This window comes from Methanomassiliicoccales archaeon (assembly GCA_035527755.1).
Lineage (GTDB): Archaea > Thermoplasmatota > Thermoplasmata > Methanomassiliicoccales > UBA472 > UBA472.
Map to the genome: position 1 here is coordinate 25,118 of DATKZX010000014.1, position 25,074 is coordinate 50,191.

Below are 25,074 nucleotides of genomic sequence, written 5' to 3' on the forward strand. Positions count from 1 at the left end.
TCGGGATTATTAAATTGCGCATGCGCGGACCGATCTTATGGATGTGGATAGGCTTCGAATAAAAGCTTCCGTTACTACGAACCAAGCGACCATATCTTATTTTATATCCACATAATTCCCTTTCAGGAAAGTTATGTTGGAGAAGAACGAGGTTAACCCTATATGGGCCTGTCGGGCCTTTCCAGCCTTCCCCGTGGTATTGGCCGCGGTCGGCGACGGTAACGGTAACAATAATGTTCTGACCATAGCGCTGGTGCACATGTTCTCCTTCAACCCTCCCGTACTGGGCATAGGTGTCTCCCCGGCACGGCACAGCTTCGAGTTGATGGAGTCGAGCGATGATTTCTCCATCAACATACCTGGAAAGGATCTCGTGGAGGAGGTCCTTTATTGCGGGCAACGTTCCGGGCGAGAGGTGGACAAGTTCGAGGACTGCGGTTTCGTGGCCTCTCCTGGCAAGAAGATCAAGTCTCCGACCATCGCGGAATGCATGGTCAACCTGGAATGCATCAAGCGGCAGAGGATCGACGCCGGGGACCATATATGGTATCTGGGCGAGGTCGTGCACGCCGAAATGGCCAAGGATGCCGACCGGGAGAAATCCCTCATGTACTGGTCCGGTGAGTTCCGGGTCCTGGGCGATGTCATCCGCCGCCGTTAAAAAGCTTTATTAGCGCCCAATCCCAAGGTTTACCCAGGTGTTTCAATGGTAAACATGGACGACAAGGTCGATATCGACCATATGGGCGCCTTGATGTCCCTGCCTCCGGCACCGGTGGTGCTGGTGGGGGTGGGGGGCAAGGAGATCAACGTCATCACCGTAGGAATGTTCAACGTGTTCTCGGTGCGGCCGCCGATCGTCGGCATAGCCGTCACCACCTCTCGTCAGAGCTACAAGTTCCTGGAGGAGAACGATGAGTTCACCATCAACATTCCGGGGAAGGAACTCCTGGAGCAGGTCATCATCTGTGGGGAGAAGAGCGGAGCGGACACTGACAAGTTCGAGCTCACCGGGCTCACCCCGGTCAAAGGCAAGCGTACCAAGGCTCCGCGCATAGCCGAGTGCCTGCTGAACATGGAACTGAAGAAGACACAGTCCTTCGAGATCGGGGACCACACCTGGTATTTAGGCGAGATCAAGCACACCGACATCACTTCCGATTACGATCGCAGCAAGGCGTTGCTGTATCGGGACGGGGAATATTGGACCGCTGGTGAGCGACCGATCAAGAAAAGAGAGTGATCACGACGGCAAGGACGCCTTGAGGAACGAGCCGAACACCTTGACGCAGGAAGCGCTCTGGCGCAGGTCCTCCAGGGCCTCGGCCACCTTATCGTCCTTCACATCCCCGTCAAGGTCCAGGTAGAACACGTACTCCCAGGTCCTTCCGCGCCATGGTCGGGATTCCAACTTGGTGATGTTGACACCGTGAACGGCGAAGGTCTTCAAGCAATCGAAAAGCGCTCCAGGCTGGTTCCGGGTGGTGAACGCCAGGGCGGTCTTGTTGCCAGCTACCGGCGAGCCTTTCCTGGACAGCACGAAGAAGCGGGTGATGTTGTCCTGTACGCTCTGAACGTCCTCCAGCAATACCTTCATGCCGTAGGCGCTGGCGGCGCGTCGGCTGGCGATCGCCGCCTCTTCGATGAGGCCGCGCTCCCGCACCATTCGCACCGATCCGGCCGTGTCGAACGCCGGCACCTTCTGCCATTCCGGGTGTGAGGACAACAGGTCCCGGCATTGTGCCAGTGCCTGAGGGTGACTGTAAACTAGCTGAACGTCCTGCAGTTCCGCGTCCGGATGTCCGATGAGACAATGCCTTATCCGCACCATGACCTCACCGACCACCCGCAGGTCGCTTTGGAACAGCAGGTCGTTGGCGGTAGTGACGCTGCCCTCGATGGAATTTTCCACCGGCAGCATTCCCAGGTCCGCACGTCCGCTCTTCACCGCATCGAAGAGGTCCATGAACTCGGCGCACTCCGAGGTGGTGGCGCTCTTATCGTAGGCGAAGACCGCGTCCTCGCTGTAAGCTCCCTTGACCCCTTGGAACGAAACGATCATCTCAGCACCCGAAAAGTTCTTCGTGCACCGCCCTGGTGGCCTTTTCCAGGTCCGCCTCGTCCACGGTGAAGTGGTAGGCGACCAGTGAAGCGCCGGCGGAGATAAGTCCGACGTTCACGTTCTCCTTGGCCACGGCATTGAAGACCCTGGAGGCCAATCCCTTATGGTGGCCCAGACCTTCGCCGACGATGCACATCAGGGCGAAATTGGCGTGCGTCTCCATGCGGGTGACGCCTCCCTCGGTCAGCACCTTCTGGGCCTTGGCCACGTCCTTCTTGTCCACCAGCAGCGCGATGCAGGTCAGCGACGTGACCACGCTGTATATGTTGACCTCCGCTTCCCGGAGCAAGGAGGCGATGTCCGCCAGTACGCCTAGCTTGTAGCCAGTGCCTTCGCCGAAGACCTTGACCAAAGAGAGGTTCTTCATACAGGAGATGGACTTGATGCTCCGATCGCCGTTCTTTCCGGAATCCTTGATGGCCGTTCCCGGCGCTTCCGGACGGAAGACGTTCTTCACCCGTATCTCGATGTTGCCCGAACGGGCCGGTTCCATGGTCATGGGGTGGACGACCTTGGCACCGAAGTAAGCCAGTTCCGCCGCTTCGTCGTAGCTCAACTGCGGTATCGATCGGGCGGAGGGAACGATCTTGGGGTCCACGCTCATGAACCCGTCCACGTCCTTCCATATCTCCAGCACGGAAGCGCCCATGGCATTGGCGACGGCGGCGGCGCTGTAATCGCTGCCGTTGCGACCGAAGACGGTGACGCTGCCTTCCGGCGCTCTGCCGAAGAACCCGGTGATGACCGGCGTCACACCATCCTGCAGCCCCTTCATGAGCTTGGGGCGTATGGTCGAACGCGTGGCCTCCATGTTCACCATGGCGGTCCCGTACTCACCATCGGTGATGATGCCCAGTTCATCCGCGTCCACGGGCTTGGCCTTCATGCCCATTTCGTTGAGCAGGGCGGCCACGATGATGACGGACAGGCGTTCCCCGAAGCATTGCACGTAATCACGGATGCGAGGGTTCACCTCCTCGATGTAGCAGGAGCCGTAGAGCATACGTTCTAGCTTGACCAGCTTTGCCACCAGCTCTTCCACGGCCTGGGCCTGGCACTTCTCAGTGGTAAGGGCATCGTCGACCAGATCGGTGTGCACCTTGCTGACGGCCTTCATGAAGGAATCCACGTCCTCCTCGGTATGGGTACAGGAGATGAACTGCACCAGCATCTCGGTGACGCCGGAGACGGCGCTCAGAACGACGGCCTTCTTCTCCTTCTCCGCGACGATGATGCCGGCCACCTGGCGCATGGACTCCCCGGTCTTCAGCGAGGACCCGCCGAACTTGAGGACCTTCAGGCGCGACCCCTCCTCTTCACTATCTCCTGGGGCGTCTCGATCAGGGCGCGGTCCGCTTCTTGCTGGCTAAGTCCCGCGGCCAAGGCTATCTGCATCGCCGTTGCCAGGTCCATAAGGTCCCCCGGTGCGTGAGCGTCGGTGTTGACCACCATACGCGCTCCGGCCTGCTGGGCCATTCTGGCCACGTGTCCGTTGGTCTTGCAGTGCGATCCCCTGGAGGTGATCTCCAGGACCACACCGTTGTCCCTGGCCAATTGCGCCTCCTCCAAGGTGATGAACCCGGGGTGGGCCAATATGTCCACATCAGGGTTCTTGACCGCGGCCAGGTTGGTCCCCCTCTCCACAGGTTCGCTGATGGTCTCTCCGTGGATCACCACTATCTCCGCTCCCAGCTTTCGGGCGCGGAGGACGACATCGTCGATGCGGCGCGCTGGTACGTGGGTTATCTCCACACCGCATAGCACCTTCATGCCCCAATCCGCTGCCAGCTCCGCGTCCCTACGAGCTTCTTGAATGATCCGCTCCATGTTGCTCAGGGAGGCGTGATCGGTGAAGGCCAAGGTCTTGGTCCCCTTGACCAAGGCGCGGCGGGCCAGCTCGATGGGCAGCAGTTCGCCGTCGCTCAATAGGGTGTGGGTGTGCAGTTCGGCTCTCATTTCCTCCTCTCCGCTAACTTACGATAAACGTCCTCCCAGCCGATCTCCATGCCCTCCACTGCCACCATCAGGTGATAGATGAGGTCGGCGACCTCCCAGGACTGCTCCTTCGTCTGGTGGTTCTTGGCGGCCAAGAGCACCTCGGCCGCTTCTTCCACCACCTTCTTCAGGCGCTTGTCCTCGTCGGCGAACAGTTTACTGGTGTAACTTCCTTCGACCGGGTTCGTCCTCCGGTCCCGAACGACCCTGAGCAGTTCGGGCAGCACGGCCATGGTACCATCCACGTCGCCGTAGACAACTTCGTCAAAACAGGACATGCGGTCCAGGTGGCAGGCCACGCCGGTCTGCTTCACCCGGACCAGCAAGGTGTCCTGATCGCAATCCAGCTGTATCGATACGATCTCCTGCACATGGCCGGAGGTCTCCCCTTTCATCCACTGTTGCTGTCGGGAACGGGAATAAAAATGGGTGTACCCGGTCTTCAGCATCTTTCGGTACGCTTCCTCGTTGGCGTAGGCCAGCATCAGGACCTCGTTGGTCTCGTGGTCCTGCACGATGACTGGCAACAGACCGTTGGCATCGAACTTCGGGTTCATCTCACTTCCACCCCTTTTTCCCTCAGATATTGTTTGACGTCCTTTACGGTGCACTGCCCGTAGTGGAATATGGACGCAGCCAAGGCCGCCTCGGCCTTGGTCTGCTGTAATACCTCTAGAATGTGCTCCGGGGAACCGCATCCTCCAGAGGCTATGACCGGGATGTTCACCGCTTCGGCCACCGCCTTGGTCATGGCGATGTCGTAACCGTCCTTGGTACCATCGGCGTCCATGCTGGTCAGGAGTATCTCTCCGGCGCCGCGGTCCTCTACCTCTCTGGCCCACTGCAGCATGTCCAGATCGGCGTTCTTCCTTCCGCCGTGGGTATAGACCGTCCAGGAGCCCCCCTGGCGTTTGGCGTCTATGGCAACGACGACGCACTGGCTGCCGAAGTCCTTGGCGCATTCGGAGATGATCTCCGGCTGCTGCACCGCCACCGTGTTCATCGAGACCTTGTCCGCCCCGGCGTTAAGCGCGGCCCGCATGTCGCTCTTCTCACGAATACCGCCACCGACGGTCAGCGGGACGAAGAGCTGTTTGGCCGTCTCCTCGACGATATCAAGCAGAGTGCGTCTCCCTTCGGCGCTGGCAGAGATGTCCAGGAAGACGATCTCGTCCGCTCCCTGCTTCTCGTACGCCGAGGCCAGTTCCGGTGGGTAGCCCACATCCTTCAGGTCCAGGAACTTGACGCCCTTGACCACAGTGCCGTTCCTCACGTCCAGACAGGGAATGATCCTCTTGGTCAAACTCATTTTCCGCTCACCTTAGGCCGGTCCTTGGTGCTCAGCTCGCTGCCCCTCGGCCTAACCGCCGATCGCAGAGCTTTGCCCAGGGCCTTGAAGGTGGCCTCGATGATGTGGTGTTCGTCGCTGCCCCGTATGATCATCACGTGCAAGGTTATGCCCGAGGACATGGCGAAGCTGCGAAAGAAGTGAGTGTAGAGCGTGTCGGGGCAATCGATGTCCGCGTACGGCCGCTCGATTATGTCCACCGCCACCTGGACCAGGGCATCGTCCATGGGGACCAGTGAGGAGGCCATCCGCTCGATGGGGCTATCGCCCAGACATTGCCTCAGGGTCTTCCCGAGCACGATGGCCACGTCCTCCACCAGGTGGTGCTCGTCATCGCCCTCGGCGCTGATCGTCAGATCGAAATTGGCATATCGCCCTAGGGTCTCCAGCATATGGCACAGGAACTGTTCCTCGCACTCCACCTTCGTCTCGCCCTTGCCATCCAGGTCCAGCTTGAGGCGCACCTCGGTCTCCCGTGTCTTGCGAACCACTTCGGCTTTCCTGTCCATGCCATCATCTCCAGATAACTTGATGATTCAATTTTCCAGTATAAAGTGCTAATCCCACCACGGACTCCTTTACGCCCATCCCGTTCAGCAGATCGATGTCCCGTTGGTCGGTCACGCCGCCGGAAACTATGGTCAGGTGCGGGCATTCGGTGATGAACCCACTGACCGCCTGGGCGTCGATGCCTCTGACCTGACCTTCCACGTCCACATTGGTGTAGAGCACCCCGGCCAGAGGCATATCGGCAATGTCGGCGAAGACATCTTTCAGCTCCAGGCCGGAATCCTTCTTCCAACCGTGCGTCTGGATCCTGCCGCCCTTCATATCCATGGCCAGGACCATACTTCCGGGGTGCTTGAGGGACATCATCCTCAGCCAGGCAAGGTCCTTCAAACCCTTCGTGCCGACGATGACGCGGTCCGCGCCGCAATCCAGGTAGTATTCGGCCACTTCGGTGGAACGGATGCCCCCGCCCACCTGCACTGGCACTTTGGAAGCGGAGATCACCCTGCGGATGATCTGGGCGTTATGTCCCCGGCCCAGGGCCGAGTCAAGGTCTATCAGGTGCAGGCGGGGGGCGCCCTTGCCCTCCCAGTCCCTGGCCACGTTCAGGGGATAGGGCAGCACCACCTGCTCCGTGCCCGGAACGCCGCCGACCAGCTGTACCACGCGGTGGTCCAGGATGTCCACGGCGGGAATGATCATCATCGGCATCCCTCCGCAAAGCTCAGGAAATTTGAAAGGAACTTCAGGCCGGCGGTGGAGCTCTTCTCCGGGTGGAACTGGGTGCCGTAGGTGTTGCCCTTGCGGAACAGCGTGGGTATCTTCCCGTAGAAATCGGTGTGGCCGATATCGGAGTAATCCTCCGGTTGACCATGGAACGAGTGGGCGAAGTAGAAGTGCGGGTCGTCTATGCCGTTCATGATGGCGTCGTCTGAGACCACCTGGTTCCAGCCCATGTGCGGTATGCGGGGAGTGTGCAATCGGACGACCTTCCCCTGCAGGTACCCGAGCCCGGGATTCTCACCCTCCTCGCTTTCCTGGAAAAGGACCTGCATGCCGATGCAGACGCCCAGGCAAGGTACTCCGGCCTGCAGTCTGGAGACTATGCGCTCCCTGAAAGGCTGCATCCGCTCCATCGTCTTATCGAACGCCCCGACCCCGGGAAGCACGATGCAGTCCGCTTCCGATAACAGGGACATGTCCTCGATCACGTCGACCTTGGCCCCGCAAAGCTCCATGGCCTTGCGGATGCTGTGCAGGTTGCCCACACCGTAATCGGCCAGGGTGACCTTCAGCGACATTCCTCCAGCACCTCCCTCGTTTTGCTCAGCAGGGTGGCGTTCATCTCCCTGGTGCCTATGGTCGTCCTGACGCAGTTCTCCAGGCGGCGTACCTTGCCGAAATCGCGTATGAGGACGTTCTTGTCAGAGAGCTTCCTGGTAAGATCGTCCGAAGGTATCGTGGAACGGAAGAGCACATAGTTGGCCTCGGAGGGGTAGACATGGAAGCCCAGATCTCTCAAGCCCTCTTCCAGATAGGGTCTCTCCTCCTTGACGACATTGACGCTGCGCTCCAGGAACTCCCGGTCCTTAAGGGCGGCCATGGCCACCCTCTCGCCGATGGCGTTCAGCGAGTAGGGGATCTTCACCCGTTGCATGGCGTCGGCCATATCCAGCCCGGCGGCCAGATAGCCGATGCGCATTCCGGCCAGGCCATAGGCCTTGGAGAACGTCCTGGTAACGATCAGATTGTCGTACTTCTCCACCAATGGTATGAACGAGGCGCCGGTGTACTCTCCGTAGGCCTCGTCCACCACTACCGGGCGGTCGCTTCCCTCGATGATCGCCCTGACGTCGTCCATGCGAAAGGTGTTGGAAGTGGGATTGTTCGGGGTGCATATCAGCACCACCTTGCCCTTGGTGGAGTTGATGGCCTCGACGTCCAACTGGAAATCATCGTCCAGGTCCACCGTCACGGTATTCCCGCCGTTGATCTTGACGAAGAAGGAGTGCAATACATAGGCCGGGTGCGCCGTGATGACCGTCTCGCCCGGTTCCACGAAGGTCTTGATGATGATGTCAAGGGCCTCGTCGGAACCGTTGCCGACCACGAAATTGTCAATTTTCAATCGGTAGAGGTCGGCCAAAGCGCTGCGCAGACCATCTCCGTAGGTGCTGGGATACTGTCCCATGTCCAGGTTCAAGCATTCCTGCAGAGCCTTCCGTCCGGCGGGGTTGGTGCCCAGGGCGTTGGTGCTGGTGTCCATGCGGAGCTTGCTCCCCACCTTGGGGTTGTAGTAGAGCTGCAGGTCCCGGCAGGTGGACCGTATCCAATTCTTGTCCATCAGGGCACCTCAGGGGACCATGCGGTCGATGGGGATGAGCAGTATTCCCGTCGCCCCCATGCGCTTCAAGCGGTTGATGGCCTCGTAGGCGTCCGATTTTTCGATGACCACGTGCACCGCGACCACGTCATCCCGGCCGATGATGTTCATGATGGTCGGTCCAGCGATCCCCGGGAAGGCCTTCCGTACCTCCTCCAGAGAGGTCTTTGGAACGTCCGCCATGAGATACTTCTTGTTCTCGGCCTCGGTGACGCTGTGCATGGCGGAAATGATCTCCTCCACCTGCTGCCCGCAACCTTCGTACGCTTTACGGTTAGCTATCACCACTGCCTGGGATTCGGCGATGACCGCCAGCTCCCGCAGGTGGTTCATCTTCAGCGTGGAACCGCTGGATACCAGGTCGACGATGATGTCCGCCACGCCCAGGTGGGGCGCTATCTCCGCCGCACCGGCGATGTAGGCGATCTCCACCCTCTTTCCCAGCTTATCAAAGAACTTGCGGGTCATGTTGGGGAACGAGGTGGCGACGATGATGTCGTCCGGCAGGTCCTCCGGCGTCTTGACCTTCATAGCATCGGGCACTGCGATCGACAGACGGCAGCGGCCGAAGTTGAGCTTGTAGGGAACGACCACGTCCAGGCCAGATTCCAACACCAGGTCCAAACCGGTGATGCCCACGTCCACCGCGCCGCTGTGCACGAACTTGACGATGTCCTGGGCCCGGAGGAACATGACCGCCAGGTCTTGGCGTTTGATATTGGCGTAGAGCCTGCGCTCATCGCCGTTCTCGATCTCCAGTCCAGCGTGTTCGAGGATCTCTACGGACCGCTCGCTCAGCCTTCCTTTGTTGGGTATGGCCAGCCTGAGTGTCATATGATAACCCTTGGCAATACCACTTCAATGGACAATTGCTACTTATATTTACTGACATTCTGGTCATGTACGCGCGCCCGTCCTGGACAAGTGTCAGGAATGGCTGTATTTCGTTCCTTCTCCTCTTAGGCGGTATCAGTAATAATTTTCAAATAATCATAACACTCATGCCCGCGGCATGAAAACGGACTTCGATTGGCATTCTGCTTGGGAGTCCGCTCGTTCCCGGCTTCCATACCACGCCTTCCCGGTGGAACGTTCCCGCCTGGTCCAGCATTGGGACCGCATCTCCACCTATTACGATTCCGAGGCCATGGGGCTTATCGATCAGCGTCTCTGGGACATATTATGCCAGGATGGGGTAGTTCCGTCGAAGGGAAGGGTGCTGGACATCGGCTGCGGCACCGGCGCGCTGACGGAAAGGTTCGCTTCCCTGGGGGGAGTCGTCGTCGGCCTGGACATATCCCCTGGTATGCTGTCGATGGCGCGTGAGAGATGCTCGCCCTGGAACAACGTGGAACTGACCTGCCAGGACTGGACATCCTTCTCCGGCGGGAGGGATTTTGACCTGGTGTTCTCATCGTTCTGTCCGGCGGTGGACGGCCTCGACTCGATCCTCAGGATGGAGGCGTTGAGCAGAGGCGGATGTTGCCTGGTCTCGCTCGGCGGTCATTCGGGGGACACCATGGCCTTCGAGATCTGGGAGGAACTGGGATATGCCGGCATGTCCATGGAGGGTTTCGACCCCCTCTTCCCGTACTTCGCCCTGAAGGACATGGGTCGGTGCCCGGTGCTCAAGAGCTTCGATGTATGCGAGGAATCACGGATCTCCCGGGAGGGCATGATGGAACACCTGGTCTCCTACTTCTCATTGTTCCAGGACGTCACCCCCCAGATGTTGCTGGCGATAGAGGAAGGCGTATCGCGCCGGGTCCGGGGCGATCATCTGACCCTTAGGGAGGAGAGGACCGTGAGCGTTCTCCACTGGTCTCCTTTCGGCCCTAGCGGCCGTACCATACCCGGGTGATCTTGTCCTCGGGGACGGTGCACTTGATCAGGCGGGGGACATCGCCGGCCATGCCGAGCTTCCCATTGATCATCGTCAGGGCGCCGCGGACGCCCTCTATGCTGAGGACCTTGCGCAAAGCCCTCTCTATCGTCTCATGGTCATCGTCCACGATCATGTTGCCCAGCTTCGTGGCGCAGGCATCGGCCAGGGCGACCTCCGTCGAGATGACCGTGGCCAGGTCCGCCTTGCCCAATGAAATGGACGGTCCGACGGTACCGGAGGAGGTGCATATGCCCAGCATCCCCCGTGTCGGCGGCACGTCGAGCGCGATGTACTTGGGCGATATCTCTCCGGCGTACAGTCCTACGGTGATCGTCTTGGAGGACCGCATGGCGATGTCCCCTCCGTTATCCACCATACAGTGGGTGCAGCCGGCCTTCGTCATGGCCAGCACGGCCTCCTCGCCTATCGCCCCGGCCACCGTGGCCATCGGTCCTACGTTGGCCTTCTCCGCTGCCAGGCACATACGTCTGATGATCGGGGCCATCTCCGGGCGTGGGGGATATGGGTCAAAGGTGGTGCGGAAGAAGGGGTCCAGGGCGATATAGGACTCGATATTCTTTCTGGCGTCAAGGATGGCCCTTTCCGCGATCGGTATGTAATCATCCGCCGCTTCGATGGTCACGGCGCTCTCGCGATACTCAAAATGTTTTCTCATATGCGGAACGTCATTGCTCCAGGGGGACAGGCGTCGATGCACATGCCGCAGGCGATGCACTTGTCCGCGTCATAATGCACCTTCCACGTGATCCTATCCACGGTGAGCGCTTCCACGGGGCAGATGGAGATGCACATGCCACAGTGGGTGCATCGCTCCTCGTTCTTCTCCACGTAGTTGACCAGTTCCTTGACATCGACCTTGCTCTCGTTCAGGAAGCGGACGGCGTCCTTGATGTTGGGCGTTTTCCCTTCCACTTCCATAAGCAGACGACCTCCCATTTCCTTGACCTCGGCGCGCAGGATGTTGATCTTAAGATCGTAATCCCTTACCAGCCGGTAGACGAGAGGCTCGTTGACGAGCTCAGGGCTGAATCCCAGCATGAACTTCTTCCTGGCCATCAGATCGCCTCCTCTTTAGAGCGGACTTCCAAGGTGCCCATTCCCCTTTCCCGGGGCAGCGGGGCCACCGGCTCCGTCAATGTGAACTCACCGTTCTCGATGCGCTGAGCTAGCGTCTCGGCGATCTGCTTGGCCTTTAGATAACTGGAAAGCGAGGACGTGCGAATCTCCTTGCCGAACAGTTCGATCTTACCGGAACGCAGTTCAGCGTAGGAGGCGTGCTTGATCGGTTTCCGGTTCCGGGATTGAACGGAATAGTCGATTATGGGGGCGAAGATCTGCTCGTCGCTGATCGTCGTGGCCTTCAGCACATTTTCGTCCAGGATAGGGATAGGTAATCCAACGCCCACGGCCAGTGAGACACCGTAACCGGGGAACCGCAGCGCCCGGATGAAATCGGATGACATCCCCCGCAGGTCGCCGATGGTGGCCAGGGTCCTAGCCCCGCCCATGGGCACGTCGGACTGCGTCTCCACGTTGGTCTTGAACTGCGTCCCCTCCCAGGCGACGTAGCCCGTACCCCCGCCCAAGAAGATGCGGGTGCCGATGCCAACGGTGCGCAGCGTGGGGTCGTTCAGCAGCGGGGACAGCTGTCCGGCGCTGGAATAGGTGATGTTGCCGTAGTTAGGCAGCAACTTGCCCATGTAGGTGAACAGGGTCCGCTCGGAGGAGTTCGTTCCCGCGCCGTAGTTCTGGTAGCCGTTCCTGGGATTGAAAAGGTAGGCCTGGTTGATGCTGTTCAAAGAAACGTAGGTATCGATGTCCTTTCGGGGATAGCAGTCGCTCCCGCTGGACCTGGCCTTCAACCGGACCGGTCTTCCGGATATGAGGTCCTCGATGACATGCGCCCCGCCGTACTCGGCGTGGTCGTCCTCCTTGAGCTCCGTGGCGCCGATGTAAGCGTCCACCGCGGCGATGCCAGAGTAGGCGGGAACGTCGTTCAACGTCACTTTCTGCATACGGATCGGCGGTTCAGAATGGCCGAAGTTCAGGAAAGCTCCCGAGGAGCACATGGCGCCGAAGGTGCCGGTCGTAACAACGTCCACTTCCTTGGCCGCTCGCTCCAATCCCTCGCTCTGGACGAATGGTATGACCTCTTCAGCGGTCATGACCACCACGTCTCCGTCCTTGATCTTCTGATTGATCTCCGCGACCGTCCGCTTCATCCGGAACCTCCTCAGAGGAGCTTGCGGGCTACGGCCAGCTCCGCGTTCAGAACGGATCCGCCAGCCCCGCCCCTCAGGGTGTTATGGGAAAGCAACCAGAGCTTGATATATCCTTTGCTCTCGCGCACCCTTCCGACGCTGACGGCCATTCCCCTGGCCCTTTCCGGCTCACCAGCCAACGCATCGGTCGATGGCTGAGGTCGGTTCTCCTCTTGACGTACTATGATGGGGTGTATCGGCGCCGAAGGCAGCTTCAGTCTCTGCGGTTCCGGCCTGAACTCCTCCAAGGCCTTGGCCACATCCTTGGCCGGCGCTTCCTTTCCGAGCTTGAGCACCACTGACTCCAGGTGACCGTCTATGACCGGTACGCGGGCGCAACTGGCGATCATATCGAAGTCGGCCAGGCGGACCTTTCCGTCCTCCAAGGCACCGAGCATCTTGTAGATCTCGGCCTCCATCTTCTCCTCCTCTCCCCTGATGAACGGAACGACGTTCCCCAGAATGTCCATCGAAGGCACGCCGGGGTAACCGGCGCCGGATAACGCCTGGTAGGTCGAGACGTAACAGGCCTTCAATCCGAACTTCTGATAGATCGCCTGCAGCGGTACGGCCAACCCGGTCGTTGAGCAGTTGGCGTTGGTGACGATGAAACCACCGCTGGGGAACGTCGGCTGCGATCGGACCAGTTCCAGGTGGTCCGGGTTCACTTCAGGGATGAGAAGCGGCACGTCCTCTCTCATACGGTGCGAAGCGGCGTTCGAGAACACCGCCACTCCGGCGGCCGCCAGCGAGGACTCGGCGTCCTTGGCCACTTCCGTCGGCAACCCGGAGAACGCTGCCCTGCAGCGTTTGGAGATAGCCTTCACGTCCAGCTGCTCGATCCTGGTATCCAGCGTCCTCTGCTGGAAACGAACGTCCTTGACCCTGAGCACTTCGTTCAAGGTCTTGCCCTCCGACCTCTCGGAGGCGTAAAGGCCTCCTATCTCGAAGTAGGGATGGTCTTCCAGCAACTGCACGAATCTCTGCCCGATCATTCCTGTGGCGCCTAGCACCGCCACCTTTATCTTCGTCATCATTTCACCTCGAAGTATTTTCGGCCTTCCTGCATGATCCTGAACATATGGGCCCGGTCATCCTCCGAACCGGCCTCCTTTACCTCCTTGAGGGCGGAGATCAGGATATCGAGCACCTCCGCGTTGTAGGGGTTCAGGTGCTGTATCTCATAGTAAAGGTCCGGGCTTTCCTGGGAGACACTGCTGCTGGTGTTCATCTGCTTTTCGAACGTCGTCGATGAGGCCGGTCGCAGTTCATTGTACTTGAAACCGCTGTTGTGCAAGGCTTCGAAGAACGCCAGGTTCAAAGCGTGGCTCATTCCCAGCACCACGGCGATGAGCTTGTCGTGGTCCTCCACCAACGATTCCATGACGTTCGCGCCAGTGCCATTCAGCAAAGGCATGAACTTGGATATCGCCTGGTCGGAGCCACAATTGCACAGGATCAGGTTGCGCGCGAAAATGAACGAGGCATCTGGACCGAACAGAGGGTGCACGCTGCACACCAGCAATCCCTGGTCCGCCCCCTCTTTCAGTATATCGATGATAGGGGACTTCACCGACGATATGTCAAAGACCAATCCCTTCGGCTTCAGCCGGAAGATCTTGTGCAGAACGTCGGCGGTGATCGATATGGGCGTAGCTACGCAGATGACCTCGGCCTCCTTCACTCCCTGTTCCAATGAGGCGACCATCGGGAACCCGCCCTTCCGGTGCATGTCCCATACTTTCACGTCGTGACCGCGGGAAGCGAAGAAGCGGCAGAACCACTGACCCATTTTCCCGGCTCCGCCTACCACCAGCACCTTGCGGGGTTTCATAGGGCGGGGCAATCGGGCCTGGGCCTCCACCGATTCCCGGACCAGCAAGGCCGATAGCTCGATGGCCGCAGCCTCGCTGATGCCCACGTCCTTGGCCCGTGCCAGATAGCGGGTGCGTACCTGCTCCTCCACGCGAAGATCGCGAACAGGCAAGGCCTTGTCCACCTTCTCATGTCCCATCGAAAGGGCGATATCCATGCGCCTCCTGATCAGGTCCAGTATCTCGTTATCGATCTCCTCGATCTTCCAGCGGATGCCTTCAACGGCGTCAGTCAATAGTACCACCTCTCATTCCTAGATCGGCCAGCACCAGGGCGGCGCCGGCCTCGATCACCGGCACTGCCCGGGGTGCGATACAGGGGTCATGTCGTCCCTCTATCTTAAGTTCGGTCTGCTTGCCGGTCTCCACGTTCAACGACCGTTGCCCCCTGGCGATGGATGCCGTGGGCTTGATGGCCACGCGGAACACCAATGGCATGCTGTTGGTTATCCCTCCGAGAATGCCGCCGGCGTCGTTCTTGGCCGTTCGAACCTTCCCGTCCACCAGAACAAAAGGGTCATTATGCTTAGAACCGCGCATTCCGGCGGCGGCGAAGCCCGAACCGAACTCGATGCCTTTCACTCCTGGCACAGCGAAGATCATCTTGGAGATCTCTCCTTCCACAGTGTCGAAGAACGGTTCTCCCAGTCCTATGGGCAGACCGTCCACGACACACTGGACGATGCCGCCTACACTGTCACCATCCTCCTTGGCACGCATGATCTCCTCTCTCATCCTCTCGACCATCTCGGGATCGGCGGCGCGTATCTCGTTGGAGCGGGAGAGCAAGGCCTCGGTGACGTCACGTTCCACCTCGTCCCGGACACTTCCTATCTGGCGCACATAGGCGGCCACGCGTATGCCTCTCTCCTCAAGGAGCATCTTGGCGATGGCTCCCGCGGCGACGAGGCCCACGGTCATGCGTCCGGAGAACTGGCCCCCTCCCCGAAGGTCCACGCACTCTGCGTACTTGCTGCGGGCGGTAAGGTCCGCGTGCCCGGGTCTAGGCACGTTCTTGAACTTTTCATACTTCCTGGAATCAGTGTCCTGGTTGACCACCATCAGAGTGATGGGTGCGCCGGTGCTCCGATCGTTTACGATGCCGGAGATCACCTCCACCCGGTCCTCCTCGGCGCGAGGGGTGCCGATCCCCGCGGACGGTCTCCGCAGGTCCACCTCGTTCTGTATCCTGCCGATGTCTATCTGCATGCCTGGAGGCACCCCATCCAGCACCGCACCTACACAAGGTCCGTGGCTGGCGCCGAAAATAGTGAGGCGCAACTCACTGCCTATGGTGTTCATGATATCATCTCCATCTTCGCCCCCAGCGACCTCATGTCCTTCACGAAGTCGGGGTATGAGATGCGATGGCAGTCGCCATCGCTGATGAACGTATCCCCCTCGGCCACCAAGGCCGCCACCGCCGCGGCCATGAGTATGCGGTGGTCCTTCAACGAGCTGACCGTCGCACCCTTCAGGGCGGTATGTCCTCGAACGACGCAGCCGTCCTCCTTCTCTATGACGTCGGCGCCCATGGCCTTAAGGAACGTAGTGGTGGCTGAAATGCGGTCGCTCTCCTTCAGACGCACATGTGCCGCATTGAATATCCGGCTCTCACCTTCCGCCTGAGTGCATAATACGGCTACTATGGGGAACAGGTCCGGGGCGTCGCCCAGGTCGATCTCTCGACCGATCAATCGGCCGCGGGCGCAACGCAGGTCGCCCTTGTTCCAAAGCACCTCCGCCCCCAGTTCCTGAAGGATGTCCAGGAAGCGGCGGTCTCCCTGCCGGTCGTTCGGGTCCAGGTTCCTTACGGTCACCTCTCCGGTGAGAGCCCCCGCCGCCAGCGGAAAGGCCGCCGATGAGAAATCACCCGGTACGGTATAGTCCCGCGGTCGGTACCTTTGACCTCCGGGCACGAAGAAGCCATCGGAGGTGCTCTCCGCCTTGGCGCCAAAGAGCGACATCATATCCATGGTGATGTCCACATATGGTCTGGACTTAAGCGGCGTGGTGAGACGTATGGTGGTGTCCACATCCTTGGCCGCCGAGGAGATGAGCAGGGAAGAGATGAACTGTGAGCTGACATCGCCCCTGATGCTCGTTTCCTCTCCTTTGTTAGGACCTTTGACGATGAGCGGCGCCAGCCCGTTGCCGCGGGTGGACTCGCACCTGACGTCCATCATCGTCAGCGCCTCGATGAGCGGTTGCATCGGCCGACGACGTATGCTCTCGTCCCCGGTCAGCACGGTGGCGCAGGGGATCAGGGAAGCGATACCGGCCATCAGCCTGATGGTGGTCCCGGAGTTCTTGGCGTCGACCACGTCGTCCGGGCATCTCAGATGACCGCCCTCGATGTTCAGTTCGCCCTCCTCTTTCACGATCCCGCCGAAGGACCTCACCGCATCCAGGGTGGCCAACGTGTCCGCGCCTCGCAACGGCCGGCGCAGAACGCTGATCCCTTCGGACAGTAATGCAAGTGTCATGGCCCGGTGGGTATAGCTCTTGGAGGGGGAGGCCAAGACCCGCCCCTCGGTGCGCGATCCGCAGACCTTCAATCTCATGATATCTCCCCCTGGAAGACATCGACCGTCAAGGCCCCCGGTCCCAGGGACTCGGCGACCTTCCTCTCGTCTTCCCGGCTCACCAGGGCGGCCACCGCCGGACCGGTGCCTGAGAGTCCGGCGGCCAGCGAGCCCGCCTCCATGGCCCTGACGGCCATTTCCTGGTCCAATCCCAGGGCGGCGCCGTAGCAGAGAGCGTTCAGCATCATGGCCTTGGCATGCTCCCCCTCCCAGGCCAGTTGAAAGGCCTTCTCCACCAATGGACGGTAGAGGGCGATGCGGGCCCTGGGCAAAGAGCCCTTGCGGATCATACGTTCAGGAACGTGAATGACCACACGGTCGCAAAGGGTCCACTCGTCCCTTCTCAGTAGGACCCTCGCCCCGTTATCGGTGTATACCACCCCTCCCAGAAGCGAGGCCGCGGCGTCGTCCATGGCACCGGTGACCGAAGCGCCGGCCCTGATGGAAACGTCGGCGTTCAATCGCAATATCTCCAGGTCGTCCATCTTTTCCCCCAGGGCGTCCAGGGTGGCCAATATGACGGCGTTGGCGGCGGCGCTGCTGCTCTTGAGGCCGCGGGACACCGGTATCTGGGAACGAGTGCGGATGACCGCCCTTCGTGCGATGGAAAATCGATCCATCACCGCCGAGGCGCACATGGCCGCCAGGTCCGCCGGTTCACCCGGAAGTCCTTCCATCTCCACTTCCGTTCCCTTCCCCGGGAGCAGTTCGACCTCGGCCCAGGTGCGCAGGTCGACGCCGACGGCGCAGCCCTTCCCGGCGGCTATGGCGTTCACGATGGTGATGGCTCCCCTCGCTTCACCGTGGCCTATCAAGGCAGGGCCTCCCGGAAGGCCCTTTCCATGACGTCGTACTCGGCGACCTTTCCGGTCCACAGCTCGAAGGAGGCCAGGGCCTGGTAGATGAGCATGTCCTTTCCGTTCACGGCCACCGCACCTTTTCTAGAGGCTTCGGCCAACAGCGGTGTCACCGCTGGATTGTAGACCGTGTCCATGACGAACTGCCCCTCACGCAGCACGTGGGGGGATATGGACATCTCCTGCGGGAACCCCTTCATGCCCAAGGGTGTGCAGTTGACTATGATATCGTATTGCTTCTCCTCGACCACGCGTCTTCCTACGGCGGTGGTCCCGGAGAACGCCTTGGCCAGTGATTCCGCCTTGCCCATGGTGCGGTTGGTGATGTCCACCTCCGCCCCTTTGGATGCCAGGAAGGAGCATACCGAGCGGGACGCACCTCCGGCGCCGAGCACCAGGGCCATCTTTCCGTTGATGTCCACGCCGTTCTTCTCGAAGGTCCTCTCCACCCCGATCACGTCGGTGTTCCGGCCGATCAGCTTCCCGCCTTCATTGATGACCGTGTTCACCGCACCGATCTTCTCGGCCACAGGGTCCAGGCGGTCCAGGTTCGGTATGATGGTCTCCTTGTGCGGTATGGTGACGTTGAACCCCTTCACGCCCAGGGCGTCCACCACGTCCAGGAACTCGTCCAGTTCATCGCTGAGCGCCACCCATTTAAGATAGATCCCCCGCACTCCCGCGGCATGGAAGGCGGCATTGTGCAGCGACGGAGAGATGGAGTGGTCCACCGGGTATCCCACCAGTCCGGTCACCAGCGGTTCCTTGCCCAGCCACTTCATCGTCTCCAGGTCCAGCTGTCCCGGGGCGGTCTCCTTTCCCGGCCCGGTAGAGGCATAGGCCAAGGTGCACCCCATATTATGCGCCAGGACCCGAGTGACCGTTCCCAGCTCCCCCATGCCTATGATGGTGAAGCGTTCTCGGCTCAGTCCGAACCACATCGCCCCCTCGACCACCTGGTCCAGGTCCTTCATCGTCCGCACGGTGAAGGCCGCCTTGGCCATGTCGGCACGGGCGGAGCATTCCACCAAGGTCTCGATGACCCTGGCCGTGGAAGGGGTCTTCTTAAGGTCGTGGTAGGAGACGATGATCCTGGACGGTTTGAGAAGGTGCGCCCTGGCGATCAAAGGGTGACCGAACTCCAGGTCCACGTCGAAGTCGGCCTCGGCCGCCCTCCAAAGGAACTCCCACTTCTTTTCGATATTTCCCTCCCAGAAGCCTCCCTGGTCCTTCTCCCTCAGGGTGGCGATGCGTCTGACGGGCAGCTCCTTGAAAGGTGTAAGGTCGTCCGGCAGGACCGGCATGGCATCGAATCGGAACTCCAGGGATTCCGCGCCTCTGGTAATGGCGTCCTTGGCCACCGCCAATGCCGAGGCCACGTCGACCTCCGATATAGCCACGCATATCTTGGTCATCTTTCCACTACGCTCTCCTTCACAGCGTGACCGAAGTGCCTTCCTCCTCTCTCCAGGCGGACGAGCACCTTGTCACCTTCCTTAATGTCGGAAATCGATATGGAACCTTCCTTGGTACAAAGACGGATGGTCTCGGCGTTCTGCAGTATGGTGGTGTAACGTCCACCCTCCGCCTCCGCCTCCAACAGCAGCAACGGTCGCACTTCGACCTTGGCCCGGCCGACCACTACCGGTCTGGTTCGTCCGGAAGAATCTACGGCCAGCAGTTCGTCCCCTCCCTTCACTTCAGAGAGGTATTTGGTACGTCCGTCCGATCCCAGCACGTAGGCATGCACCGCTCCGGCGTTGACACGGAACGGTCGGGATGAAACGTATTGCGAGTCCATGGCCTCGCTCTGCACCAGGAACAGGCAGGCCGATTGCGAACCGACCAGCATTCCTTCGCCAACGCTCAGCAGGGAGCAGGTGTCCACGCAAACGCGGTCCCCGACGCTCACCGGACGAACGCTCCTGACCATCGCTTCCATCAACGACACTTCAGAGATCCCCGATCGCCCTAGCACACCGAACTGGTTCAGCTGAGATGGGTCGTTCACCGTTATGGCCAGCCCGTCCACCCCCGTCTCCAGCGTGGTGGCGAACAGTTTGGCCTCCTCCAAAGAGGAGCAAGAGGCGATGACCTTGGTGCTGGTTCCCTGGAACTCGGCGATGAGGTTCTCCAAAGGGATGACCTTCCAATCGTGCGATTCCACCAGCACGTACTCGTGCTTGCCCTTGAACACGGATGCCTTCTCTGAATCCTTGTGGCTCCGTATGGTCAGCACCACGCCTATCTGCTTACCCTCGGCCAGGAGAACGTCGCCCTGTCGTATGATGGGAAAGTACCTGCCGACCTTCTGCAAGGCGGCGTCCTCTTCCCTGAGCACGATGTCGGCGAATCCGGACTCCAAGGCGGAGGTGACCATGCGCTTCCTATCCGTAGCGGACGGAAGATGGTCGGTCCTCACCCAGATGATCTTGCCCTTTCCGGACATGTGATCACTTCAGCAATTGCATGGCCTCTTCGACCTCCATATCCTCAAGCACGATGCCGCTCACGGCCTTGGTGATGCCGATGACGTTCTTGTGCTGGAAGATATTTCGGCCGATGGAGACCCCCTTGCCTCCGGCATCGATGGAATCTCGTACCATCTGCAGAAGCTTCTCGTCAGAATCCATCTTAGGCCCGCCGGCGATGACCACAGGGGCCTGGGCCCCGCGCACCACTTCGCGGAAGGTGTCGATATCGCCGGTGTAACTGGTCTTGATGATGTCCGCCCCCAGTTCCGCCCCCACCCGAGCGCATACCTTGAGCGCGTCGGGATCGTAGGCGTTCTTCATATCCTTGCCCCGGGGGTAGATCATCACTAACAGCGGCATCCCCCATTCATTGCATATCCGGGAGATGTCGCCGAAGTCGGCCAACATATCGTTCTCGTAATCATTACCGATGTTAACGTGTATGGAGACGGCGTCGGCCCCGATCTTCAGCGCCTCTTCGACAGTGGTCACTAGTATCTTCTGGTCAGCGCGCTTGCTGAACTTGGTGCTGGCGGAGAGATGCACGATCAGGCCGATATCTCGGCCAAAGGACCGGTGGCTGTAGGGTATGATCCCCTTGTGCAGAACCACCGCGGTGGCGCCTCCCTGTGCCACCTTGTCTATGGTCGACCTCATGTCAACTAATCCTTCGATGGGGCCATTTGTGATACCGTGGTCCATGGGGACGATGACCGCCCTCCCGGTGCCCCGGTCCATTATGCGCTCCATCCTCACGCTCTTTCCTAGCACTTTTTCACCTTCCTGCCGTGTCAATTAATAGCACGCATATAAGATTTGCGTCATTAACGGATATGTATGGCATGAGATATAAATCACTGGTAGGTCGGCTCATTCATCATAAGTCCCGAAATATACTGCATTGAGGCCTTAAATCAAACCTTGAACACCAAAGAATGGTGTCAATTCCAAAATGATAGATCGTGGACCGAAAACGTCGGGCCAAAGATGAATACCAGATATTACGAGTCTAGTATCAATCCCTCCATATTGGCCAACGAGAAGAAGTGTGACGATGATCATCAACTACTGTCTGTATGTTTAGCCAACCATTTCCAGGGAGAATCCAATTCACTAATAATTGATGAACGTGATGAGTCCCACGACCATCTGATCGAACCACGACCGTGGATCAAAGGCCGCTTGACCTTTGATACGCATATAACAGAATGCATCAATGATGTGTGGGGATCCATAAACAAGGCCTATATGATGTCTCTCAGGCCATTTTTTATATCCCAGGATCATCAAACCGAGTCAAGTATGCTCTGTACCAGGAGATGAACACTCGTACAAGGGTTGCCCCCACGAACGTGTGGACCAAAGCCCAATCCATTACGTCTTCTCTCTAACCTATCCGCATTGCTCACGGCCATCGGGAGGGCGGGTTGTAACCGTTCGAAGAGGTCCATTGATTTTTCGTACCTTGGGATATAGCGGCGTAGTTCAGAAACAACGTCCGAACAGCTATCCATCCAATTTTCCGTGAAAGTATAATGCAGGAGGAACCATAGTTCGAAACAGGGATTGGATACTGCCAAAAACATTTTGCTACCAGCAAGTTCCACCGCTTTATGTAATTCATCATCAGTACAATCATCGACATCAAAGACGCACCATGCAGCGTCTCCGTTCACCTTCCCGATATCCATCTCCCGCATTCGCTCGAGAGAATGACTCACTATCTGTCTGGGCGTTTTTCCCGGGGATTCATAGACTTTAATGATTACATTACGATGTGTGCGTCGAAACCCCTCAAAATAGTAAGGTTCTGTGCATTTACCCTCGCATATGATGAGGAGGCGCGGCTTAACAGTCTTTGGAATACGCTCTCTGCCCCTTGACCGTTTCATTCCACGATTCTCCCACCTTCCACAAACGGTACCGCTCCGAAACGCCCCAGTTCATACGCCTTCTGAGCCCTCAGGTCCTTGCGTACTTTGAAGTCTGACAGGGAATACATGTGAGTGCGTCCTTGTTCATCCTTTTCCATGAACCATATCTGGTCTCGACGAAACAGGTCCAGATCGATAAGGTTGGTGTTATGGGTGGTGAATACGAACTGGGCATTTTTCGGGTTCTGCTTGGGATCATTGATCACGTCGATCGTAAATCGGGCGATTAAGAGGTGGAGATGGAGGTCCATCTCGTCCATTACCAGCACTTTCCCCGCCTCCATCGCCTCAATGATGAGGGCTATGACAGCGAAAGTCTTCTGTGTGCCTAAGGACTCCTCGCCATGAAAATCCATCTCCTGTTGGATTGGCGCTCCGTGCTCATCGATAACCTGATGCACTGTCTTGATGTCCACTCTGCGCCATTGCTCGATCTTGCCGTTTACAATGCTGCGCATCTGCTCTTGAACCTCCGGAGGCATCCTGCCCAGTTCATCCTGGTCCATATGGACGACCTTCCCACGTAGGTCGACGATGCCCATGTCCGCTTTCTTTAGTGCCCCGAGAACAAAGGCGCGGAACCGATCGTCCTGCTGCATCCGGGCCAGGGCTCGCTCCTCCACGACTATCGAATTGATGTCCAGGATCACCATAAGACGCTCCCTGAACCAATTGAAGGCCGGAATCGCCTTGCCATAATTATCCTGGACGGCCTTGGATAAGAACAGAGCATTTGTCAGCGTCTTCTCAGCTATGCTCCGAAGGGTTCCAGCGTCCTGTGTGAACTTATAGGGGTGGCCATCGATCCTTTCGAAAATTATTGCTTTTCGGTTCTTCGGATAATAATTCAGGGATTCCTCAAGGACATGGGTAGCATCGTGCTTGAGTATGTACTCATACTCAATGCCATCCATTAGAAAGGCCACTCTATAGCAGGTCGGCTTACCCTTGAACGCCTTGTCGAATTTAAAAGGCATAAAAGGCATGGCTTCTCCCATCTGAGCCAGATGTGACCTTAAGACCATGGACTGCAGGAGACCCATCGCCATGATCAGGTTGGATTTACCAGATGCGTTCGCCCCATAGATCGATGCAGACCGGATGGTGCGGTCCTTCGATCCCTCTATGTTGATTAAGCGGTCTTGATGGCTCTTATCGGATGTAGCGATCATGCTGAAGGTCACCGGTTGGGCGAAGGATCGAAAATTTTCCACCTCGAATTCTAGCAACATGTTCTCATGTCTCCCAATTAAGAAGTTGTGAAATAATCACATATTTTACATCATAATGCCTGTATATAACTTTTTATATGCCAATAATTACGCATCGCATATCCGGATTATCCTGATTGAGGTTATACGTTAAGCAACAAATTAGGACATCAATCCACGTTATTGTCAATGATTATATTCTCACAATACATCCCTCTCCATCATGTGGAAGTCGTTGGCCAAGCATTTCGGCAGGTACCCCTCTCAGGCCAAGGTGGCCAAGCTGCTTCTGGAGCACGGACTGCGTGTGGACGAGGGGCGGGTGTTCTGCGGAGACATCGAGGTCGCCGACATGGCCATCGGCCGCGCCGCCGGCGTGGACCGCCGCATAGTGCGCTCGGCGGTCATGACCATCGAGGAGAGCAACGAGCTCAGGACCGTCTTCTCCAAGCTGGTCCCCATAGCTCTGCTGACAGAGGTGGCGCCGGTCATGGGGTGGACGTCCCTGGAGATCGTTCCCACCGACGCCCAGACCCCCGGGATCATCGCCGAGGTCACCGGGGTGATCGCCCGGGAGGGGATATCCGTGCGCCAGGCGGTGGTCAGCGATCCCGTGCTGTCCTCCGACCCCCGATTGTTCGTCATCACCGAGGGCGTGGTCCCCCCGGAGCTGATACCTCAGATACGTGCATGCAAGGGCGTGCGCTCCATAATCATTCACTGATCCCATGAGCGAGGAGCATCGTTTAGCCTACCCGGCCCTCATCGTGGCCATACTGGCGGTGTCCTTCGCCTCCATATTCATCCGGTGGAGCGATTCCGACCCGCTGGTCATCGCCGGCTACCGAATGCTCTTCGCCGCGCTCATACTGGCGCCCTTCGCCTTTCAGGAGAGGAGGGTCGCCGAGCCGTTGGAACGGCGTACTATCATGACCGTGGTCATGACAGGCGTCGTGCTCGCCGTGCATTTCTTCGCCTTCATCTCCTCGCTCCGGTATACGTCGGTAGCATCCAGCACCCTGCTGGTCAACTGTCATCCCCTCATCGTCGGCGCGGCCTCGGTCTTTCTGCTGAGAGAATCCTCCAGAAGGACGATCGTGGGCGTGACCATCGGTTTCGTGGGCGTGGCGGTCATCGCCCTTTCGGGGATCGGTTCCGGACAGGCCATCGGTGATTCGCTTGCTTTGCTGGGCGGGGTCATGGCGGCCATATACATACTGGCCGGCAGATTGATCAGGCGCTCCCTGGGCATATTCACCTATGCCTTCCTGGTGTACATCACCGCCGCCGTCGTCCTTATGACCGCCGCCCTGCTCAACGGCGTACCCCTATGGCCGTACCCCGTCGATGAGATATTGATCTTCCTGGCCCTGGCGGTGGTATGCACCATATTCGGACACACCATCTACAATTGGTCGCTGAGGTACCTTTCAGCACCGGTGATAAGCACGTCGCTGCTGGGAGAGCCGATAATCGCCAGCATGCTGGCGTTCATCATCCTCAGCGAGGTCCCCGGTTGGACGGTCATAATGGCCGCACCCCTGGTCCTGATAGGGGTGCTGCTCACCGTTCAGGACCGTGCCTGGAAAAAGGTCGAGAGCGGAAAATGATCCG

Annotated in this window: 28 protein-coding genes; 5 read left to right on the forward strand and 23 right to left on the reverse strand. The window is 58.8% G+C overall.

Annotated features, from left to right (window positions below; all coding sequences use genetic code 11):
• The first annotated feature begins 133 nt into the window (after positions 1–133).
• Positions 134–661, forward strand: coding sequence for a flavin reductase family protein (locus VMW85_05515; GenBank protein HUT27485.1), 528 nt, complete (start codon positions 134–136; stop codon positions 659–661).
• Between the two features lie 45 nt (positions 662–706).
• Positions 707–1,243, forward strand: coding sequence for a flavin reductase family protein (locus VMW85_05520; GenBank protein ID HUT27486.1), 537 nt, complete (start codon positions 707–709; stop codon positions 1,241–1,243).
• On the opposite strand, the gene pheA is transcribed toward VMW85_05520, so the two are convergent.
• The 10 genes from pheA to hisG are packed head-to-tail and all read right to left on the reverse strand — an operon-like array spanning position 1,244 to position 9,192.
• A complete protein-coding gene (pheA, locus tag VMW85_05525; protein ID HUT27487.1) occupies positions 1,244–2,062 on the reverse strand; it encodes a prephenate dehydratase in 819 nt (272 codons plus the stop codon). It lies immediately after the preceding gene.
• A gap of 1 nt (position 2,063) precedes the next feature.
• Positions 2,064–3,422, reverse strand: a complete 1,359-nt coding sequence (locus VMW85_05530; GenBank protein ID HUT27488.1) for an aspartate kinase — start codon at positions 3,420–3,422, stop codon at positions 2,064–2,066.
• Positions 3,419–4,078, reverse strand: coding sequence for a histidinol phosphate phosphatase domain-containing protein (locus VMW85_05535; protein HUT27489.1), 660 nt, complete (start codon positions 4,076–4,078; stop codon positions 3,419–3,421). Before VMW85_05535 ends, VMW85_05530 begins: the two co-directional genes overlap by 4 nt.
• Positions 4,075–4,674: a bifunctional phosphoribosyl-AMP cyclohydrolase/phosphoribosyl-ATP diphosphatase HisIE gene (hisIE, locus tag VMW85_05540; GenBank protein HUT27490.1), complete on the reverse strand. Its 600-nt coding sequence runs from the start codon at positions 4,672–4,674 to the stop codon at positions 4,075–4,077. The genes VMW85_05535 and hisIE overlap by 4 nt, the downstream gene beginning before the upstream one ends.
• On the reverse strand, positions 4,671–5,426 hold the full coding sequence (gene hisF / locus VMW85_05545; GenBank protein HUT27491.1) for an imidazole glycerol phosphate synthase subunit HisF: 756 nt from the start codon (positions 5,424–5,426) through the stop codon (positions 4,671–4,673). The genes hisIE and hisF overlap by 4 nt, the downstream gene beginning before the upstream one ends.
• The gene (locus tag VMW85_05550) at positions 5,423–5,974 is read right to left on the reverse strand and encodes an imidazoleglycerol-phosphate dehydratase (protein ID HUT27492.1); all 552 of its coding nucleotides are present in this window, start codon (positions 5,972–5,974) and stop codon (positions 5,423–5,425) included. Before VMW85_05550 ends, hisF begins: the two co-directional genes overlap by 4 nt.
• A 4-nt stretch (positions 5,975–5,978) precedes the next feature.
• Positions 5,979–6,680 carry a 1-(5-phosphoribosyl)-5-[(5-phosphoribosylamino)methylideneamino] imidazole-4-carboxamide isomerase gene (locus VMW85_05555; protein HUT27493.1) on the reverse strand — a complete coding sequence of 234 codons (702 nt, stop codon included), beginning with the start codon at positions 6,678–6,680 and terminating at the stop codon, positions 5,979–5,981.
• Positions 6,677–7,276, reverse strand: a complete 600-nt coding sequence (gene hisH / locus VMW85_05560; protein ID HUT27494.1) for an imidazole glycerol phosphate synthase subunit HisH — start codon at positions 7,274–7,276, stop codon at positions 6,677–6,679. The genes VMW85_05555 and hisH overlap by 4 nt, the downstream gene beginning before the upstream one ends.
• Positions 7,267–8,319: a histidinol-phosphate transaminase gene (gene hisC, locus VMW85_05565; protein ID HUT27495.1), complete on the reverse strand. Its 1,053-nt coding sequence runs from the start codon at positions 8,317–8,319 to the stop codon at positions 7,267–7,269. Before hisC ends, hisH begins: the two co-directional genes overlap by 10 nt.
• A gap of 9 nt (positions 8,320–8,328) precedes the next feature.
• The gene (gene hisG, locus VMW85_05570) at positions 8,329–9,192 is read right to left on the reverse strand and encodes an ATP phosphoribosyltransferase (protein ID HUT27496.1); all 864 of its coding nucleotides are present in this window, start codon (positions 9,190–9,192) and stop codon (positions 8,329–8,331) included.
• Positions 9,193–9,370: 178 nt separating this feature from the next.
• Here hisG and VMW85_05575 point away from each other — a divergent pair, with 178 nt between their 5' ends.
• Positions 9,371–10,219 carry a class I SAM-dependent methyltransferase gene (locus VMW85_05575; protein ID HUT27497.1) on the forward strand — a complete coding sequence of 283 codons (849 nt, stop codon included), beginning with the start codon at positions 9,371–9,373 and terminating at the stop codon, positions 10,217–10,219.
• Here the strand turns inward: VMW85_05575 and VMW85_05580 are convergent.
• The 13 genes from VMW85_05580 to VMW85_05640 all read right to left on the reverse strand — a co-directional run bounded on the left by VMW85_05580 (position 10,194) and on the right by VMW85_05640 (position 23,481).
• On the reverse strand, positions 10,194–10,919 hold the full coding sequence (locus VMW85_05580; GenBank protein ID HUT27498.1) for a UPF0280 family protein: 726 nt from the start codon (positions 10,917–10,919) through the stop codon (positions 10,194–10,196). The genes VMW85_05575 and VMW85_05580 overlap by 26 nt on opposite strands.
• The gene (locus VMW85_05585) at positions 10,916–11,320 is read right to left on the reverse strand and encodes a 4Fe-4S binding protein (GenBank protein HUT27499.1); all 405 of its coding nucleotides are present in this window, start codon (positions 11,318–11,320) and stop codon (positions 10,916–10,918) included. The genes VMW85_05580 and VMW85_05585 overlap by 4 nt, the downstream gene beginning before the upstream one ends.
• Positions 11,320–12,486, reverse strand: a complete 1,167-nt coding sequence (locus tag VMW85_05590) for a homocysteine biosynthesis protein (protein HUT27500.1) — start codon at positions 12,484–12,486, stop codon at positions 11,320–11,322. The genes VMW85_05585 and VMW85_05590 overlap by 1 nt, the downstream gene beginning before the upstream one ends.
• Before the next feature lie 11 nt (positions 12,487–12,497).
• Positions 12,498–13,562 (reverse strand): aspartate-semialdehyde dehydrogenase, encoded by a 1,065-nt coding sequence (gene asd / locus VMW85_05595; GenBank protein HUT27501.1) that lies wholly within the window; start codon positions 13,560–13,562, stop codon positions 12,498–12,500.
• Positions 13,559–14,635 carry a prephenate dehydrogenase/arogenate dehydrogenase family protein gene (locus VMW85_05600; protein HUT27502.1) on the reverse strand — a complete coding sequence of 359 codons (1,077 nt, stop codon included), beginning with the start codon at positions 14,633–14,635 and terminating at the stop codon, positions 13,559–13,561. The genes asd and VMW85_05600 overlap by 4 nt, the downstream gene beginning before the upstream one ends.
• Complete coding sequence (gene aroC / locus VMW85_05605) at positions 14,628–15,701, reverse strand: chorismate synthase (GenBank protein ID HUT27503.1); 1,074 nt, start codon at positions 15,699–15,701, stop codon at positions 14,628–14,630. The genes VMW85_05600 and aroC overlap by 8 nt, the downstream gene beginning before the upstream one ends.
• Complete coding sequence (gene aroA / locus VMW85_05610; GenBank protein ID HUT27504.1) at positions 15,698–16,963, reverse strand: 3-phosphoshikimate 1-carboxyvinyltransferase; 1,266 nt, start codon at positions 16,961–16,963, stop codon at positions 15,698–15,700. The genes aroC and aroA overlap by 4 nt, the downstream gene beginning before the upstream one ends.
• Entirely contained in the window at positions 16,960–17,799 is an 840-nt protein-coding gene (locus VMW85_05615; protein ID HUT27505.1) for a shikimate kinase, read from the reverse strand. The genes aroA and VMW85_05615 overlap by 4 nt, the downstream gene beginning before the upstream one ends.
• Complete coding sequence (locus VMW85_05620; GenBank protein ID HUT27506.1) at positions 17,796–19,256, reverse strand: shikimate dehydrogenase; 1,461 nt, start codon at positions 19,254–19,256, stop codon at positions 17,796–17,798. The genes VMW85_05615 and VMW85_05620 overlap by 4 nt, the downstream gene beginning before the upstream one ends.
• Positions 19,253–20,290 carry a 3-dehydroquinate synthase II gene (locus VMW85_05625; GenBank protein HUT27507.1) on the reverse strand — a complete coding sequence of 346 codons (1,038 nt, stop codon included), beginning with the start codon at positions 20,288–20,290 and terminating at the stop codon, positions 19,253–19,255. The genes VMW85_05620 and VMW85_05625 overlap by 4 nt, the downstream gene beginning before the upstream one ends.
• Before the next feature lie 4 nt (positions 20,291–20,294).
• Positions 20,295–21,086 (reverse strand): 2-amino-3,7-dideoxy-D-threo-hept-6-ulosonate synthase, encoded by a 792-nt coding sequence (locus tag VMW85_05630; GenBank protein HUT27508.1) that lies wholly within the window; start codon positions 21,084–21,086, stop codon positions 20,295–20,297.
• Positions 21,087–21,601: 515 nt separating this feature from the next.
• Entirely contained in the window at positions 21,602–22,207 is a 606-nt protein-coding gene (locus VMW85_05635) for an RloB family protein (protein HUT27509.1), read from the reverse strand.
• Positions 22,204–23,481 carry an ATP-binding protein gene (locus tag VMW85_05640; GenBank protein HUT27510.1) on the reverse strand — a complete coding sequence of 426 codons (1,278 nt, stop codon included), beginning with the start codon at positions 23,479–23,481 and terminating at the stop codon, positions 22,204–22,206. Before VMW85_05640 ends, VMW85_05635 begins: the two co-directional genes overlap by 4 nt.
• A 202-nt stretch (positions 23,482–23,683) precedes the next feature.
• Here VMW85_05640 and VMW85_05645 point away from each other — a divergent pair, with 202 nt between their 5' ends.
• Together VMW85_05645 and VMW85_05650 are read left to right on the forward strand one after the other, a co-directional pair.
• Complete coding sequence (locus tag VMW85_05645; GenBank protein HUT27511.1) at positions 23,684–24,184, forward strand: regulator of amino acid metabolism, contains ACT domain protein; 501 nt, start codon at positions 23,684–23,686, stop codon at positions 24,182–24,184.
• A gap of 4 nt (positions 24,185–24,188) precedes the next feature.
• A complete protein-coding gene (locus VMW85_05650; GenBank protein HUT27512.1) occupies positions 24,189–25,070 on the forward strand; it encodes a DMT family transporter in 882 nt (293 codons plus the stop codon).
• Positions 25,071–25,074 lie beyond the last annotated feature (4 nt).

Bases quoted from the DNA above. Each gene is read 5' to 3' on its own strand.
- VMW85_05645 (HUT27511.1), top strand. From the start codon at position 23,684: ATGTGGAAGTCGTTGGCCAAGCATTTCGGCAGGTACCCCTCTCAGGCC.
- aroA (HUT27504.1), bottom strand. From the start codon at position 16,963: ATGAGATTGAAGGTCTGCGGATCGCGCACCGAGGGGCGGGTCTTGGCC.
- VMW85_05550 (HUT27492.1), bottom strand. From the start codon at position 5,974: ATGGACAGGAAAGCCGAAGTGGTTCGCAAGACACGGGAGACCGAGGTG.
- VMW85_05515 (HUT27485.1), top strand. From the start codon at position 134: ATGTTGGAGAAGAACGAGGTTAACCCTATATGGGCCTGTCGGGCCTTT.
- VMW85_05535 (HUT27489.1), bottom strand. From the start codon at position 4,078: ATGAGAGCCGAACTGCACACCCACACCCTATTGAGCGACGGCGAACTG.
- hisC (HUT27495.1), bottom strand. From the start codon at position 8,319: ATGGACAAGAATTGGATACGGTCCACCTGCCGGGACCTGCAGCTCTAC.
- VMW85_05650 (HUT27512.1), top strand. From the start codon at position 24,189: ATGAGCGAGGAGCATCGTTTAGCCTACCCGGCCCTCATCGTGGCCATA.
- aroC (HUT27503.1), bottom strand. From the start codon at position 15,701: ATGAACACCATAGGCAGTGAGTTGCGCCTCACTATTTTCGGCGCCAGC.
- VMW85_05555 (HUT27493.1), bottom strand. From the start codon at position 6,680: ATGATGATCATTCCCGCCGTGGACATCCTGGACCACCGCGTGGTACAG.
- VMW85_05585 (HUT27499.1), bottom strand. From the start codon at position 11,320: ATGGCCAGGAAGAAGTTCATGCTGGGATTCAGCCCTGAGCTCGTCAAC.
- hisIE (HUT27490.1), bottom strand. From the start codon at position 4,674: ATGAACCCGAAGTTCGATGCCAACGGTCTGTTGCCAGTCATCGTGCAG.
- VMW85_05640 (HUT27510.1), bottom strand. From the start codon at position 23,481: ATGTTGCTAGAATTCGAGGTGGAAAATTTTCGATCCTTCGCCCAACCG.
- VMW85_05580 (HUT27498.1), bottom strand. From the start codon at position 10,919: ATGAGAAAACATTTTGAGTATCGCGAGAGCGCCGTGACCATCGAAGCG.
- pheA (HUT27487.1), bottom strand. From the start codon at position 2,062: ATGATCGTTTCGTTCCAAGGGGTCAAGGGAGCTTACAGCGAGGACGCG.
- VMW85_05590 (HUT27500.1), bottom strand. From the start codon at position 12,486: ATGAAGCGGACGGTCGCGGAGATCAATCAGAAGATCAAGGACGGAGAC.
- VMW85_05620 (HUT27506.1), bottom strand. From the start codon at position 19,256: ATGACCAAGATATGCGTGGCTATATCGGAGGTCGACGTGGCCTCGGCA.
- hisH (HUT27494.1), bottom strand. From the start codon at position 7,276: ATGTCGCTGAAGGTCACCCTGGCCGATTACGGTGTGGGCAACCTGCAC.
- hisG (HUT27496.1), bottom strand. From the start codon at position 9,192: ATGACACTCAGGCTGGCCATACCCAACAAAGGAAGGCTGAGCGAGCGG.
- VMW85_05635 (HUT27509.1), bottom strand. From the start codon at position 22,207: ATGAAACGGTCAAGGGGCAGAGAGCGTATTCCAAAGACTGTTAAGCCG.
- VMW85_05625 (HUT27507.1), bottom strand. From the start codon at position 20,290: ATGTCCGGAAAGGGCAAGATCATCTGGGTGAGGACCGACCATCTTCCG.
- VMW85_05575 (HUT27497.1), top strand. From the start codon at position 9,371: ATGAAAACGGACTTCGATTGGCATTCTGCTTGGGAGTCCGCTCGTTCC.
- asd (HUT27501.1), bottom strand. From the start codon at position 13,562: ATGATGACGAAGATAAAGGTGGCGGTGCTAGGCGCCACAGGAATGATC.
- hisF (HUT27491.1), bottom strand. From the start codon at position 5,426: ATGAGTTTGACCAAGAGGATCATTCCCTGTCTGGACGTGAGGAACGGC.
- VMW85_05520 (HUT27486.1), top strand. From the start codon at position 707: ATGGTAAACATGGACGACAAGGTCGATATCGACCATATGGGCGCCTTG.